This window comes from Exiguobacterium sp. LL15 (assembly GCF_024436095.1).
Lineage (GTDB): Bacteria > Bacillota > Bacilli > Exiguobacteriales > Exiguobacteriaceae > Exiguobacterium_A > Exiguobacterium_A indicum.
On record NZ_JANFNX010000001.1, the window covers coordinates 1,780,262 to 1,795,818 of the forward strand.

12 protein-coding genes are annotated in these 15,557 nt (G+C 47.3%); 1 reads left to right on the forward strand and 11 read right to left on the reverse strand.

Going from position 1 to position 15,557, the window contains the following annotated elements; all coding sequences use genetic code 11:
- Positions 1-24 precede the first annotated feature (24 nt).
- From NOM72_RS09360 to NOM72_RS09395, 8 genes are all read right to left on the reverse strand, one after another.
- Complete coding sequence (locus tag NOM72_RS09360; protein ID WP_023467731.1) at positions 25-1,170, reverse strand: FUSC family protein; 1,146 nt, start codon at positions 1,168-1,170, stop codon at positions 25-27.
- Positions 1,171-1,275: 105 nt separating this feature from the next.
- Positions 1,276-3,210 carry a PTS fructose transporter subunit IIABC gene (locus tag NOM72_RS09365; protein ID WP_023467730.1) on the reverse strand — a complete coding sequence of 645 codons (1,935 nt, stop codon included), beginning with the start codon at positions 3,208-3,210 and terminating at the stop codon, positions 1,276-1,278.
- A gap of 17 nt (positions 3,211-3,227) precedes the next feature.
- Entirely contained in the window at positions 3,228-4,148 is a 921-nt protein-coding gene (gene pfkB / locus NOM72_RS09370; protein WP_023467729.1) for a 1-phosphofructokinase, read from the reverse strand.
- Positions 4,145-4,891 (reverse strand): DeoR/GlpR family DNA-binding transcription regulator, encoded by a 747-nt coding sequence (locus NOM72_RS09375; RefSeq protein WP_023467728.1) that lies wholly within the window; start codon positions 4,889-4,891, stop codon positions 4,145-4,147. Before NOM72_RS09375 ends, pfkB begins: the two co-directional genes overlap by 4 nt.
- Positions 4,892-5,178: 287 nt before the next feature.
- Positions 5,179-6,003 (reverse strand): fumarylacetoacetate hydrolase family protein, encoded by an 825-nt coding sequence (locus tag NOM72_RS09380; RefSeq protein ID WP_255999036.1) that lies wholly within the window; start codon positions 6,001-6,003, stop codon positions 5,179-5,181.
- A gap of 241 nt (positions 6,004-6,244) precedes the next feature.
- Positions 6,245-6,697, reverse strand: a complete 453-nt coding sequence (locus NOM72_RS09385; RefSeq protein ID WP_023467726.1) for a hypothetical protein — start codon at positions 6,695-6,697, stop codon at positions 6,245-6,247.
- 201 nt (positions 6,698-6,898) lie between these two features.
- Complete coding sequence (locus tag NOM72_RS09390) at positions 6,899-8,341, reverse strand: SulP family inorganic anion transporter (protein WP_023467725.1); 1,443 nt, start codon at positions 8,339-8,341, stop codon at positions 6,899-6,901.
- Between the two features lie 71 nt (positions 8,342-8,412).
- On the reverse strand, positions 8,413-9,321 hold the full coding sequence (locus NOM72_RS09395; protein ID WP_035398167.1) for a TetR/AcrR family transcriptional regulator: 909 nt from the start codon (positions 9,319-9,321) through the stop codon (positions 8,413-8,415).
- Between the two features lie 169 nt (positions 9,322-9,490).
- Between NOM72_RS09395 and NOM72_RS09400 the strand changes: the two genes are divergently transcribed.
- Positions 9,491-10,963, forward strand: a complete 1,473-nt coding sequence (locus tag NOM72_RS09400; protein WP_023467723.1) for a DHA2 family efflux MFS transporter permease subunit — start codon at positions 9,491-9,493, stop codon at positions 10,961-10,963.
- Positions 10,964-10,983: 20 nt separating this feature from the next.
- Here the strand turns inward: NOM72_RS09400 and NOM72_RS09405 are convergent, their stop codons facing one another.
- The 3 genes from NOM72_RS09405 to NOM72_RS09415 all read right to left on the reverse strand — a co-directional run bounded on the left by NOM72_RS09405 (position 10,984) and on the right by NOM72_RS09415 (position 15,552).
- The gene (locus tag NOM72_RS09405; RefSeq protein ID WP_058265172.1) at positions 10,984-11,472 is read right to left on the reverse strand and encodes a 4Fe-4S single cluster domain-containing protein; all 489 of its coding nucleotides are present in this window, start codon (positions 11,470-11,472) and stop codon (positions 10,984-10,986) included.
- A complete protein-coding gene (locus NOM72_RS09410) occupies positions 11,444-13,273 on the reverse strand; it encodes an anaerobic ribonucleoside triphosphate reductase (RefSeq protein WP_255999042.1) in 1,830 nt (609 codons plus the stop codon). Before NOM72_RS09410 ends, NOM72_RS09405 begins: the two co-directional genes overlap by 29 nt.
- A 239-nt stretch (positions 13,274-13,512) precedes the next feature.
- The gene (locus tag NOM72_RS09415; protein ID WP_058265170.1) at positions 13,513-15,552 is read right to left on the reverse strand and encodes an ATP-binding protein; all 2,040 of its coding nucleotides are present in this window, start codon (positions 15,550-15,552) and stop codon (positions 13,513-13,515) included.
- Positions 15,553-15,557: the final 5 nt, after the last annotated feature.

A 15,557-nucleotide genomic window follows, 5' to 3' on the forward strand; every position in this document is an offset into this window, starting at 1 on the left:
GTATCGTTAAGGAGGACTATACGCTTACTTTTTACTTTCGTCAATGGCTTTTTTACGTTTAAATCGATTAAATGTTTTATCACGGACTGATTTTTGTTCGATCGTCAGTGATGTGATATGACGACGAAGCGCACCATTGAGCCGTTTTTCGAATGCTTCAAGCTCTTGGATCCACTCATTCATCGAAACGACGATCGGTAAGATTTCCATGATGACTTCTTCCTCGAGTTCATCGCGGTCAAGGAAAGAGTGCTTAACGAAGGCGATGTTCTCTTTGACGAGATCCTCCATTGCGAGTGGTTCTTCCGTCAACAAGAGATCATATGTCAGCAAGACCTTCTCTTGTCGCTGGGCGATATGCATCAAGTGATAAAACAATTCACTCCGAAGATCGTCCGCAATCGAGTCAAGGGCCTTCTCTCGCTCTCTGAAGCGCTCTGCCGTCGCGACACCACGTTCGAGGCACGATTGCATATGTTTGAGAATCAAGAGGTTCCGTAAGAGCGAGGCGTGCTTCTGACGCGTTCCTCGAATCTCTTCCTTGTGTAGGTTGAACAAGTTTTGTGTCTCAAGGAGCGAATTTGACATTTTATCGATTGCCGCCCGATATGGGGCGACCTTGCCTTCGAAGGCAATCGCTCGCGTGACGACGAGCAGCTTTTCGAAGAGTTTCGTCGCTTTTTGATAGTAGACATTGCCATAGCGCGGCGGGAAGATCAGCGCATTGATGCCAAGCGCACAGCCGATCCCGAGCATGACGAGCAAGTAACGGATCAGGACGACTTGCCAAAGTGGCTCGGTCGCTGTCGCCACACTTTCGAGAATGACGATGATCATCAAAACGACGTGTGGAATCGTCCGCCCGAAACCAAAGGCTAGCAAAATCGAGATTGCTGCCATGATGACGATTCCGATCGCGAGCGGATTGGCTGGATTATCCCCTAAAATCCAAAGTGCGAGTAACGTCAAAAAGGCACCAATCAAGTTGGCCTCTGCTTCCTCGAGAAATTGTTTCCATGTCTGATAGACCGAAGGCAGGAGTGTCGTCGCTGCCGAGATTGCAGGCAGGATCGGGCTGAGGTTGAACAGATTACTGATCAACAGCGCCAAGATGACCGCAAGACCTGTCTTGATGGTCCGTGGTCCGATTTGTAAGGATTGTCCACCCATGTCCATCCCTCCTTCTTATTCAGTATGCCCTCTATTCTTCACCGTTAGCCGTCAAAATTCAACAAAAAATCCCCTCCGCTTGAAAACGGAGAGGATTTAGATGAATTATGATGCTTTCGTACCTGTTCCTTCTGTCATTTCCGCTTTCGCGACCGATTGGTCAACAAGTGGTTTTTTGAGGAAGGATAGGATTGCCGCACCGACGAGTGAACCGATGAGGATCGCACCCGCGTAACCGACGATTGCCATGACCGTACCTGATGGACCATCAAGTAACGGGAAGACGAAGATACCGCCGTGTGGTGCTGGGAGCAAGACGCCGAAGACGATCGTCAATGCACCAGCGATAGCTGAACCGATGACGCTTGAAGGAATGACGCGGAGTGGATCGGCTGCTGCAAATGGAATCGCACCTTCTGTGACGAACGATGCACCCATTGCGTAAGCAGCGATACCTGCTTCACGTTCTTGCGGTGTGAATTTCTTACGTGCGAATAATGTTGATGAGAAAGCCACGATGAGTGGTGGAACCATCCCACCTGCCATGACGGCTGCCATGACTTCCGTGTTACCTGCTGTAAGAGCAGCTGTACCGAAAACATATGCTGTTTTGTTGATTGGACCACCCATGTCGATTGCCATCATACCTGCGACGAGCATACCGAGGAGGATTGCGTTCCCACCGCTGAGCCCGTTCAACGAATCCGTGAGCCATGTCATGAACTTCGCGATCGGCTCATTGATGACGAGCAACATGATCATCCCTGTGATGAATGAACCAAACAATGGATAGAGTAAGACTGGTTTGATTCCTTCAAGTGCTGCTGGGAGACCTTTGAGGACTTTAACGAGCAAGAGCACGACGTAACCAGCAAGGAAACCGGCAATCAATCCACCGAGGAAACCAGCATTACCGTTGCTTGCAAGGAAACCAGCAATCAGACCAGGAGCAAGACCTGGTTTATCAGCGATCGACATCGCGATGAATCCGGCGAGGATCGGAATCAAGAGACCGAATGCAGCTTTCCCGATCGACATTAACTGAGCAGCGAACTCGTTGTATGACGGATCATCCGGGTTCGCAGAGTTGATTCCCCAGAAGAAGCTGATCGCAATCAAGAGACCACCAGCGACGACGAGTGGCAACATTGCGGATACCCCACTCATTAAGTGTTTGTAGAATCCACCACGCGCTGGTTTTGAACTTTCGCTTGAACCGCTCGCTTTGTATACAGGTGCGTCTTGTTTGACGGCACGGTTAATTAATTCTTGTGGTTTACGAATTCCTTGTGCGACCGGTACTTCAACGACGTGTTTCCCGTTGAAACGATCCATCTCAACCGCTTTATCCGCAGCGACGATGATCGCTGTCGCATCGTTGATGTCTTGTTGTGTCAAACCGTTCTTGACGCCTGTCGATCCGTTCGTCTCGACTTTGATGCGGACACCCATCTCTTCTGCTTTTTGGCGAAGGGCATCAGCCGCCATATACGTGTGTGCAATCCCTGTCGGACAAGCTGTGACAGCGAGGATATACGGTGCGTCTTGGTCAACGTTGTCGCTTGAGACGTCAACTGGACCTTCTTCTTCACGTTCCTTCGCTTCGATTGCTGCGATGACTTCGTCTTTCGTTTTAGCCGCAAGGATCGTATCGCGGAAGTTCATATCCATCAGATAAACCGATAGTTTCGAAAGTGTTTCAAGGTGCGCATTATCTGCGTTCTCACCCGCTGCGATCATGAAGAACAACCGACTTGGTTGACCATCGAGTGCTTCGTAGTCAACACCTGCCGAACGACCGAAAGCGATCGCTGGTGTTTTGACTGCTGCTGTTTTTGCGTGTGGAATGGCAATGCCTTCCCCTAAACCTGTCGTACTTTGCGCTTCCCGTGCGAGAATCGCTTCTTTATATGCCGAGCGATCGTTCAGTTTTCCTGCCCGATCGAGGACGTTGACGAGTTCATCGATGACAGCGGCTTTAGATGACGCTTGTAAATCGAGCTGAATCGTATCACGTGTCAAGAGATCAGTAATTTTCATGAGTAGTCACACTCCTTTTAGGATTGAATGAGTTCAACGACGTTGACGTCTTTGATGAGACGATCGATATCTTCCTTCGTACAAAGACCAAAGGAATAAGCAGACGCGCTACCAGTCGTCACCGCATAGCGGAACGCTTCTTCTGGTGATTTACCGAGCGCGTGGCTGGCGACGAATCCAGCGACGAGTGAATCTCCAGCACCGACGGAATTGACGAGCTTCCCTGCCGGTGTGTTTGCCGTATAGGCACCTTCACGATTGACAAGCAGTGCTCCGTCTCCTGCAAATGAGATGACGACGTTCTCGGCACCTCGCTCGACGAGCTGTTGGGCGTATGGAACGGCCATCTCCTTCGACGTAATCTCGACGTCGAAGATTTCACCGAGTTCATGGTGATTCGGCTTGATTAAAAATGGACCGAGCGGTAAGACTTCAAGCATCGCTTCCTTCGTCGTATCGACAGCGAAGCGGACGTTCCGTTCATTCAGGATCGTCGCGATATGACGATAGAGATCATGCGGCAGACTGCTTGGGATACTACCTGCGAAGACGACGATGTCACCGGCTTCCATCGTCTTGAATCGGGATAATAAATGCTCCAGCTCTTCCGGTTGAATCTTCGGTCCCGCTGCATTCAGCTCAGATTCTTGATCGGCGCGAATCTTTACGTTGATTCGCGTCTCATCTTGAATCGGTGTGAAGTCCGTCAACACGCCTCGTTTCTCGAGTTCCGTCCGAATGAATTGTCCGGTACTTCCTCCAAGGAATCCGAGTGCTTGTGTTTCCACCTCATAGTTTTTTAGGACGAGAGAGACGTTGATCCCTTTCCCTCCGGCCACTTTTTCCGCCTGTTCGACACGATTGACTTGTCCTGCCTCAAATACCGGTAACGTGACATAATAGTCGATGGATGGGTTGAGTGTCAGTGTATAAATCATTTCGCGTTCACCACCTCTGTGTATTGACTGTATTTCGCTTCTTGCTCACTGGATGTCGTCGTGATGATCGTCGCCGCTTGCAAGGACGCCACACGACTGAAACTGATCGCATCCAGCTTCGTCTCATCGACGAGTACATACGATTGTTTTGCTAATTCGATCGCTGTCTTCTTTACGAGTGCCTCTTCCGGATCTGGTGTCGTGAAGCCTTGTGCCGGATGAACACCGTTCATCCCAAGGAACGCGACATCAAAATGGTAAATCAACATTCCTTCACGTGCGTTGTAACCGACGAGTGCTTGCGTTGAATGCTTGAGTTGCCCTCCGACGACGAACGTCGGGATACGGTGATAGAGTAACGTGTTCGCTAGAGGAAGACTGTTCGTTACGACCGTAATCGCCTTCTCTTCGAGATACGGAACGATGGCAAGCGTCGTCGTTCCGGCATCGAGATAGACATACATCCCGTCTTCGATCAGATCGGCAGCCGCTCGCGCGATCCGTTCCTTCTCTTCGACGTGTTGGTCACTCTTCTCGAAATAACTCGGTTCTTCAATTTGCAAATGGTTCGCTGTCGCGCCCCCGTGCACCCGACGCAGATGACCTGCTGTCTCGAGTTGTGATAAATCCCGACGAATCGTGGATTCACTCGCACCGGTTTGTTCGACGATCTTTTGCATCTTGACGACTTCTTCTCGGGCTAAAAGCTCAAGGATGAGTTGATGGCGTTTTTTGGTTAACATAAGGTTTCCCTCCGCATCTTTAATATAAAGCGTTTACATCTAAAAATCAATCAAAAACGTTCAAAATTTTTATAAATTCTTTATAAAACGTTCAAAATACGACTTTTTTCGACATGAAACCGTTCTTATAGTTTCATTATACATCAAAAACGGTCATTTTATGACTGTTTTATTGGTTAGAATCAATCATTTTTTAAATTTTTGATGATTTTCACAAAATAAAAAACCACTTTCCAAAGCAACTTGGAAAGTGGTGAATGAAAATCGGTCATTTCAGTCATCTTCGTTCACTGGACTTCATTTTGCAAGCGACCGATTCCTTCAATCGATACTTCGACGACATCCCCTGTCTGAAGGTAGACCGGTGGTTTCATGCCGTGACCCACACCAGCCGGAGTGCCTGTCGCAATGATGTCCCCTGCTTCAAGTGTCATCCCGTGTGACACTTCAACTAAAATCGTTACGACATCACGCAACATCAAGGCCGTTGATCCCGATTGACGGAGTTCCCCGTTCACACGCGTCTCGACAAGGACGTCACGCGGATCAAAGCTGTCCGCTGAGACGATGACCGGTCCGAACGGACAGAACCCATCGAGTGATTTGCCACGGAAGAACTGGACGTGTTCTTTTTGTAAGTCCCGCGCTGTCACATCATTGACGATACTGTAGCCAAACACGTGATCAAGTGCATTCTCAGGTGTCAGATCACGCCCCGTCGTGCCGATGATGATGGCGAGTTCACCTTCATAATCCAGTTGCTGTGTCAAATCCGCATGCCGCTCAATCGATTCGAACGGACCAACGATCGATGTCGGTGCTTTCGTGAACAAGACGAATTTCCCCGCTCCCGCCGTATCCATCTCCTTGATATGATCGGCGTAGTTCTTGCCGACACAGATGACGTTTCGTGCCGGAATATACGGTGCCAGTTTTCGAACATCCCCTTTAAGTAGTGGCGCGATATCTAAATCAAGATCAACATCGAACTCACGTGAAATCACTTCAAACAATGAATCCGTATAGACTTGTGCCGTCACATCATATGTAGAGCCATCCCGTTCAACCCCGATACCTACTTTTCCTTCTTGCTCAAATCGAAACCATTTCATCCTAAATGCCCCCTTTTGTTTCTAGTATAGCGAAACTGAAAGCACGTCGCACTTATCCTCTCCAGCACATGTTCAATCCTCAAATCGTTTCGCTATTATTTTTAGTGATAAAACATAATTCATACATGGTATTCAGTCATTCTTTGACTTTTAGTTCGTTTCAACAGTTGAAGATCATATAGATATCTTATAAATCATATCGGACGAGTAGTAGGTTTGAATGTTAAAACATCATACTCATTTATTCCTGTGATAAGAAGTTAAATTTTTCTATAGGAATATGATGAATATTTATAGGACACTTGTATTTTTCTAATACATTTTGGAGTAAAGGAAAAATGTCATCCAAATTATTTTTATGTTTGAAATTACCAATAACTTCAATATCCAAATTCCATCGACACTCTTCTTTATCCTCTAAAAAACCACCTGCCACGGTACATAATTCATCATACGTTTCTTGAGTAACTTCCTCAGGTGAAATAATGATTGCTTTTATAAAATTATCATATCCAAAGTCGTCTTCCGAGATTCCATCAATATTTTTTAAATAAGGAAAATCGTCAATAGTGCTAGGACGTTGATAGTCAATGAGTATTAGGCAATACATAGGTGGTGTTAAATAACCATCTCTCAAAAAATATGCTTCGACTGTCCTTAAATTGAGTATTCTATTCAAATGGTAATTTTTCATTTAGTGAACCTCGTTTACTTATTAAAGTGAGTTGAATTAAAGTTTTTAACGTTAGTTCATAATAACTTTCTTTTTTAATAGCTTACACCTTATCACATCATACAATTATTGGATACATAGTGCGTATATGACTCGTCGAGACAATAGAAAGAGGTGGCATTCCCAATGTACCTAGGAATGCCACCCCTTTTATAAAATTCGTTACGCAATCCGCTGAGCTAGTCGATCGACAAGAGCCTGCGACTCTTCATTCAATCCAACGAGTTCGACTTTTTTTCCAAGTCGTTCGTATTTCAAGACGACGTTTTCGATTGCTTCGATAGCGGAATCATCAAACAAGTGACACGCTGAGAAATCAAGTGTGATGACGGATGATGGATCAGTTTCGAGCTGAAACTGTTCTGCAAATGCTGTCGTCGATGCGAAGAACAACGGTCCACGAATCGTATAACGGACTCGATCTGTTTGCTCCTTGCGCTCGACTTGAATACGAGAAATTTTTGACGCAAATAATAACGCAGCAAGCAAGATTCCGACAAGAACACCCATTGATAAATCGTTCGTCAATACGGTGACGAGAACGGTTGCGAGCATGACAGCAGAATCACTCTTCGGTGACGTCTTGAGCATCTTGAATGAGCCCCAGTCAAACGTCGCATACGAGACGAAGAACATGACGCCGACGAGTGCTCCCATCGGAATCGTCATCAATAGATCATTCATCGTAAACATCAACAGCATTAAAAACACACCTGCTGTCAACGTCGACAAGCGACCACGCCCACCCGACGTGACATTGATGACCGATTGACCGATCATTGCACAGCCCGGCATGCCACCGAACATACCTGCGATGATGTTCGCAATTCCTTGTCCGCGTGATTCCATCGCTTTGTTCGACGTCGTATCCGTCATCTCATCGACGATTCGTGCTGTCAGCAACGATTCGATCAACCCAACGAATGCAAGTGACAAAGCATACGGGAAGATGATTTGGAGCGTCTCAAGCGAGAACGGAACATCCGGCAGGAAGAAGCTTGGTAACGCCGCTTCGATTTGCCCCATGTCCCCGATGACTCGTGTATCAAGTGAGAAGACGACCGTCAACACTGTCATGATCGTGATCGCAACGAGTGGTGCCGGGATCGCTTTCGTCACGCGTGGGAATAACAAGATGATGGCGAGTGATGCGGCGACCATTGCGTACATGATCCAGTTCTGTCCTTCGAACTGCGGCAGTTGTGCCGAGAAAATCAAAATCGCTAAAGCATTGACGAATCCGACCATGACGGATCGAGGAATGAACCGTAATAACTTAGCAATTCCTAAAAATCCGAACGCGATTTGTAGAATTCCGGCAAGGATACCGGCAGCTAGTAAATAATCGACACCATGGTCCTTGACGAGCTGGACGACGACGAGTGCCATCGCACCGGTCGCAGCTGAAATCATTCCGGGACGACCGCCGGCAATCGAGATGACGATCGCAATGATGACGGAAGCGTATAAACCGACCATCGGATTAACGCCAGCAATCAGCGAAAACGCGATTGCTTCCGGAACGAGTGCCAAGGCAACGACGATTCCGGACAGCAAATCCGCTTTTGGTTGCAGGAACCACTCTTTTTTCCATTGAGTAAACATATGATGATGAGACCCCTTTTCTAACATGAATGGTCTCAGTGTAATCTGGTCAGTTTCAAAAAGCAACCTTTTTAGGAAGTTTTGGTCCGCACACGGGCAATCTCATCGACCATCGCCTTATAGGTTGCCATGATCTCCTGACCCGCAAAGACCGGATCTTCGTCCATCGTCTCGAGTGCCCGGCGTAGAAGATGAATTTTTGGTTTCTTCCGTTCGAGTAGTTCTTCATAGATGAAATCAAGAACCTCTTCATGGGCTTCCTTCGATTCATCGGAAATCGATGACAGGGTAATCAAGCGTTTCATATGCGCACTCGTCTTCTCAAACAAATCCTTCCGAATGACGACTTCATCTTGTGGACGGTCGAGCCAAACGGATAGGAAGCGCGGCGGAATCAACTGTTCTTCCGTCCGACTGACGTCTTCGACGAGATGCGTCAATCGATTGAATACGTAACGGACGACACGTTCCGGTTGTGTGTTCGGTTCGGATTGTCGGAAGAAGTACATCGCATATTGCAACATTCCTGTATAAATGACCGCTAAATCTAGAAGATACGGTTCTTTCGTCTGACCGAATAAATCACGTAATCGTTCAAACGTCCATTCGATCTCGAGAAGACGGTTATTCTCCATAAACGTCTTCAGTTCTTTTTCATTTGAAGCAATCGCCTCTTCGAACAACGTATACAATTTATATTTTTGCATCAGTTCCAAGTAACAGTTACCTTGTTGAATGAACGTCTCATAATCCGAGACATCTCGTCCGACGAGAATTTCCTTGCGCGCTGTCCGCATCTTTTCAAAGACGGTATTGAATACATCGATAAATAATTCATTTTTAGAGGAGAAGTAGTTATAGAACGTTCCTTTGGAAACATTACTGTGCTCAAGAATGTCCTGGATGGACGTCGATTGATATCCTTTTTCGACGAATAGCTGATAGGCGGCATCTAGAAGTTGTTTCTTTTTTGGATTCATGGTCTTGTCCTTTTCTGTTCAAATGATTGCAATGGTTTAACAATCACTTATTTTAGTGTATGAAGCAAATAATTTGAATTCATTCGACTTAGCCTGGTAAGATAGCCAAGTTAGTCATAGAATTCAAGTCTAACATTTTAGACTCGTAGTACAAAAGGAGCATAACGAAATGCAATCAAGCAAGCAATCATCACGACTTTATTTAATTTTAACTGTCCTTATGGCAGGTGCGTTCGTTGCGGTCCTGAACTCAACGTTACTTAATATCGCCTTACCGTCAATCATGGGATCGTTCGGTATTCAGGCAAGCACCGCCCAGTGGTTGACGACGGGCTATATGCTCGTCAACGGAATCATGATTCCGACGTCAGCCTTCCTTGTCCAGAAGTTTTCGACACGTCAACTGTTCTTGACGGCGATGACGCTGTTCTCACTCGGTACGATCATCGCTGGACAAGCACACGTCTTCCCGCTTCTACTCGGTGCGCGGATGATGCAGGCGTCAGGTTCTGCGATCATGATGCCATTATTAATGAATGTTCTTTTGACCGGTTTCCCGATCGAGAAACGCGGACAAGCAATGGGGATCTTCGGACTTGTCATCACGTTCGCCCCAGCCATCGGCCCCACATTGTCCGGCTGGATTCTTGAACATTATGAGTGGCGGATGTTGTTCCATCTCGTTACACCGATCGCATTACTCGTACTGTTCACGGGTGCCTTCTTATTGAAGAAAGAGACAGTTCGTAGCACACTCAAACTCGATTTGTTCTCACTCGTTCTCTCAAGCTTTGGTTTCGGTGGTTTGTTGTATGGATTTAGTTCCGCTGGTTCTGCTGGATGGGGATCTTGGACGGTCATCGGATCATTGATCATCGGTGTGATCAGTCTGACTTCCTTTATTATACGCCAATTCATGCTCGAAGAACCGATGCTTGAGTTCGGGATTTTCCGTTATCCGATGTTCGCCTTATCGCAAGGAATTTCGATGGTCTTGAACATGTCGATGTTCTCCGCAATGATCTTGATGCCGATTTACATCCAAACGATTCGCGGTATCTCACCGTTTCATTCTGGTCTCTTGATGTTACCAGGTGCGATCGTCATGGCGATCATGTCACCGATCACAGGTCGTCTGTTCGACCGATTCGGTGCCCGGATCCTTGCGATCATCGGCTTATCACTGACGGTCTTAACGACGTTCTCGTTTAGTCAGCTCGCTGCGGATACGTCATATGCGTTCCTCGTCATCATGTATACGTTACGTTTCCTTGGAATCTCGATGGTCATGATGCCGGTCATGACGAACGGATTGAACCATATTCCGCAACACTTGACGCCCCATGGTACGGCATTGAACAATACGTTGTCACAAGTATCGGGTGCGATCGGTTCAGGTCTGCTCGTGACGATCATGACGTCGCGGACGAAGCATCACGTCCCGGAATTCGCTTCACAACCAGAAGCTGCTAATCCGGAGTGGTTACAGATGCAAGCGATGATCGAAGGGATCAATGATACGTTCTTCATCGCGACGTTACTTGCACTCGCGGCATTGATTTTATCGTTCTTCATCAAAAAACGACGGACGACGACACTTGCAGTCGTCGAATCCGTCGATCAAGAACAAAAATATGCATGATTTGCTTCTCCCCTGTCTATTCAGACGGGGGAGTTTTTGTTTTCGTGTAACACTCTTTTTTGCAGTTGCTGTCGATCATAGATTCGTTGATTCGTGCTGCCCCGAAAACGTGTCGTTCGGTCGAGTTTCGACAGGATGAACGGACCATCGATGAGTCCATCTAGTCGCAGTATTAGTGGATACCATCGTTGACGTCTTAAGATTTCCTCTAGTACATAGCCAGTATATAAAATGACGTCATAGTCTGGTCCAAGTCGTTCAAGTAGTTGCACAAGTGCTGCCGCTTGAAGCATCGGCTCCCCGCCGGACAATGTCAAACGACGATTTCCGATCGCCTGAATCCGTTCTACTGTTTCTTCAATCGTCCACTCCACTCCACCTGTCGGGTCCCAGGAGGACGGATTATGACAGCCGACACAGTGGTGTGGACAACCGGCAAGAAACAGGACCGTTCGCAGACCGGGTCCATCAACGACAGAATCAGGATGAAGGGAAAGAACGCGTAACATCGTGCTTCACCCGATTCTGCTCTTCAGCCCGTTTTGCCTCATTCCAACGGTCCAGTGTACCGACGAGATATCCTGTGATGCGTCGAATCCGTTCGATCGATCTACTTCCGCAAACCGGACACTGATCCTCGATCGTCTGCTCCGTTCGACAATCAAGACAACGATCGACGGGATGATTGATTGACCCATAGCCGATTCCAGCTTCCGCCATCAAACGAACGATGTCTTCAATCGCTTGTGGATTTCCGGCAAGGGCGCCATCTGTCTCGACATAGGTGATATGTCCACCATTACATAATGCATGAAACGGTGCTTCGAGTTGAATCTTTTCACGGATCGTTACGGGCGCATCGACAGGGATATGAAAGGAATTCGTGTAATACGGCTGATCGGTCACTCCTTTGATTTCACCGAAGTCACTAGCATCACGACGTGTGAACTTACCTGATAACCCTTCAGCTGGAGTTGCCAGTAAACTGAAGTTCAATCCCGTCATCTCGCCATAGTTGTCGATGACCGTTCGCATCGCTTGAATCAAGGCAATACCAATCTGGTGCGCCAGTTCGGAATACCCATGATGATTGCCCGTCAAAACGGTCAAACATTCCGCGAGACCGATGAAGCCGACCGCTAACGTCCCGTGCTTGAGGACCGGACCCACCTGATCCGTACTTTTTAGCATCTCACCGTCTTTCCAGACATGTTGATATAAAAATGGAAACGCGTCAGCTGTTCGACTTGCCTGGAACTCATAACGCGCAATGAGTTGCCGGCATGCAAGTCTTGTCGTCTCTTGGACGGCTTCGAACATTTGATCGACGGTTTGACTCTGAAGTGCCAAACGGACGAGATTGATGCTCGTAAACGATAAGTTCCCTCGCCCTGTGACGGACGGAATGTCTCCACGATCTTCAAACACACGGGTCCGGCATCCCATGTACGCGACCTCGGCTCCCCCTGGTTGCTCCTGACGGTTGAATGGTGCATCAAGAAACGCAAAGTTCGGAAACAATCGTTTTCCTGTCACGCGGGTGGCAAGTTGAAACAAATCGTAGTTCGGGTCTGTCGGTGACAGGTTGACGCCTTGTTTGACTTTAAAGATTTGAATCGGAAAGATCGGTGTCTCCCCTCTTCCTAACCCACGTTCCGTCGCTGTCAGCATGGCGCGCTGGAAGAGCCGACCTGCCTGCGTCGTATTCGTTCCATAATTGACGGATAAAAACGGCACCTGTCCCCCACCGCGTGAATGCATCGAATTCGTATTATGGATGAACGCTTCGCACGCCTGAAACGTCTTTTCATACGTCTCCTGCCATGCGCGCCGCTCCCGCTTGCGTCGCTTCCAATGCGGCACGAGGTCATGTAGTTTGGTCCATTCGCGTTGGTAGGTCTTTTCGACGAATGGTGCTACATCATCGTCAAAGGTTGCGAATGCTTGTCCGCCATGCTGCATGTTTTGATTCGCTTGGACGATGATTGCTGCAAGAGCAAGGGCCGAACGGATGTCTTGCGCTGGTCGGATTGAACCATGTGTCGTCTGAAATCCGTTTGAGAGTAGCTGACCGAGCGGAATCTGGGCACAAGTCGTCGTCCCAGTCACGTAATAATCGGCGTCGTGGATATACAAGATGTTGTCGTCAAGCGCCTGCAAGACATCTGCTTCGAGATGTTGTCGCATCATCTGTCGCGCTGCTTCCCCAGCAATCCGCTGTAATTTCGCTAGCGGTGTTTTGCCATCAATGTTTGCATTCTCTTGTTCGATATCTTGCGGTGGTGTGAGTAACGCTTCTAAGCTCTCCATGATTCTTTTCCTCCCACGTTTTTTTGTAATCACTATAGCGAGAGTTCAGAAACATTCGCAATCCCTGCACAACTTACGATTTTTTCAACTGTTTCAGCCGTTCTGTCATCAATCTGTTCGATTTATCGTTCAAATGTCTGCATCTTACTCGTTTTAGCCAAACGCAGGAATTTGGACGAATCTCACACGAGGCACGACAAAAAAGAAGAGGCTCATGATATCGCCTCTTCTTCATCTCTTCATTCTGCTTCGAGTAACGCGTCTGTCGCACTCGGCAACTTGACCCGGAAGACCGTTCCTTCTCCAAGGATTGATTCGACTTCGATATTGCCATCATGTGCGCGAACGATTTCCTTACAGATCGATAATCCAAGACCTGTCCCGCCAATCTTTCGGCTGTCTGAGTTGTCGACCCGGTAAAACTTACTGAATAGATGCGGCATCGAATGACTCGGAATCCCGATCCCGAAATCGCGAACGCTGAGTTCGATTTGATTGTGTTGGTGAGTCATCGTGACGACGACATCCCCGCCGTCCGGTGAGTACTTCACCGCGTTATTCAAGAGATTACCGAGTAACTGTTTCATGCTGTTCGCATCTGCCTCGACCATGAAGTCCTGTTCATCATTCAAATCAAGTTTCAGACTGTGTTGCTCCGTCGCTGCTTGATAAAACTGAATTTGTTCCTTGACGATTTCTTTCAGGTCAAAGATTTGTTTGTCATACTCTTGCTTTCCTGACTCCATCCGCTGAACGTTCAAGAAGTCGCTGACGAGATCGGTCAGACGCTTCGATTCATCGTGAATCGTCTGCAAGTATCGCTTGTTCCGCTCAGGATCCAAATCCCGTTTCAACATGAGCTCCGTAAAGCCATAAATCGAAGAGAGCGGTGTTCGAAGTTCATGCGAGACCGTTGAGACGAGTTCCGACTTCACGCGGTCGACTTCTGTCTCAGCCGTGACGTCACGGAAGACGAGAATCGTTCCTTTTGAATGTCCCCCGTGCGCAATGGCTTCGGCATAGACTTGAATGAAGTATTCCCCCTGATCAATCGATAAGGAGAACATGCCCTCCGGAATCTCACCCGATAAGACTTCTTCAAAGTATGCTTCAAACGCTTCCTTTTGATCCATCTGTTCGAACATCGTTTCCGGTCGGACTTCAAGGAATGTCATCGAATCGTTGTCTTCTTCGACTTGTAACGACTGGAAGATATCGAATAACGCCTGATTTCCTAAGATCGTCTTCTCTTCGTGTTTGATGTAGAGAATCGCTTCCCGAACGGAATTCAGCAGTTGTGCCGTCTCTTTTCGTTCGTATTCCATCTGTTCGTAGAGTGACATTCGCATCAATGAGATCGCAATCTGTTTTGAGAACGATTCCAGTTCCGCTAAATCCTGTTGGTTGAATGGTGCGTCAAACCGTGCTAGATAAAGACAAGCAATCAATTCTTCTTTTGCCGGATCCATGATCGGAATGACACCTTCATATACGTGATACGGATACTTGATCAGATCGTCGTTCGCGACCTTTTTTGAAGAATGTGCGGTTTCCTTTGAAATCATGACTCGCTTTAGTAGTAACGACTCCGTCTTCAGGCTTTCTTGTTGTTCTTCTGTCATTTCTTTTGGAACGACTTGCGCGATTTCATTGTTCTTAATCAATAACAATGCCCCGAACTCTGTCTTCGTCAACCGGACAATCGTACTGATGACAGACGAGTAATCGAATAAACTCTCCTTTGAAGCAAGCGTTTCGATCAGTTCATTCCGATCCTGCAAATGGAGTTCATTCGTCCGCGTCACTTCAAGAGCACGCTCAAGCTCATTCTGTTTTTGCTTCAATACTTCCTGATTGTGTTCCATTTCTTGATTCTTAGCTGACAATTCCGCATGTTGTGATGAGATCGACCGTGCCATCTGGTAAAACGATGCCGTCAATTGACCGACTTCATTATGGCTGTCGACATCATGCTCGAGCGAAATCGACTTGCCTTCTGCAAGGCGACGACTCTTGACGTTCAATTCGCGGAGTTGTGACGTCACCCGATGTATCAACGGACGGACGATGAACAATAGACAAAATAAAAAAATCATCAAGTTCAAGAACCAGAACCATTGTGTCTTTTGTAACTGGTCAAGTACTTGCTCCTTCGTCCGACCGTCTGCATTATCCACGTATAAATAACTGGCAACCGATGTGATGACACTTAGTGCAAAGACACTATAAAAAATCGCCATCAACTGTCTGCCCAATTTCTCAGTCATCCAGTGTTTCATATTCA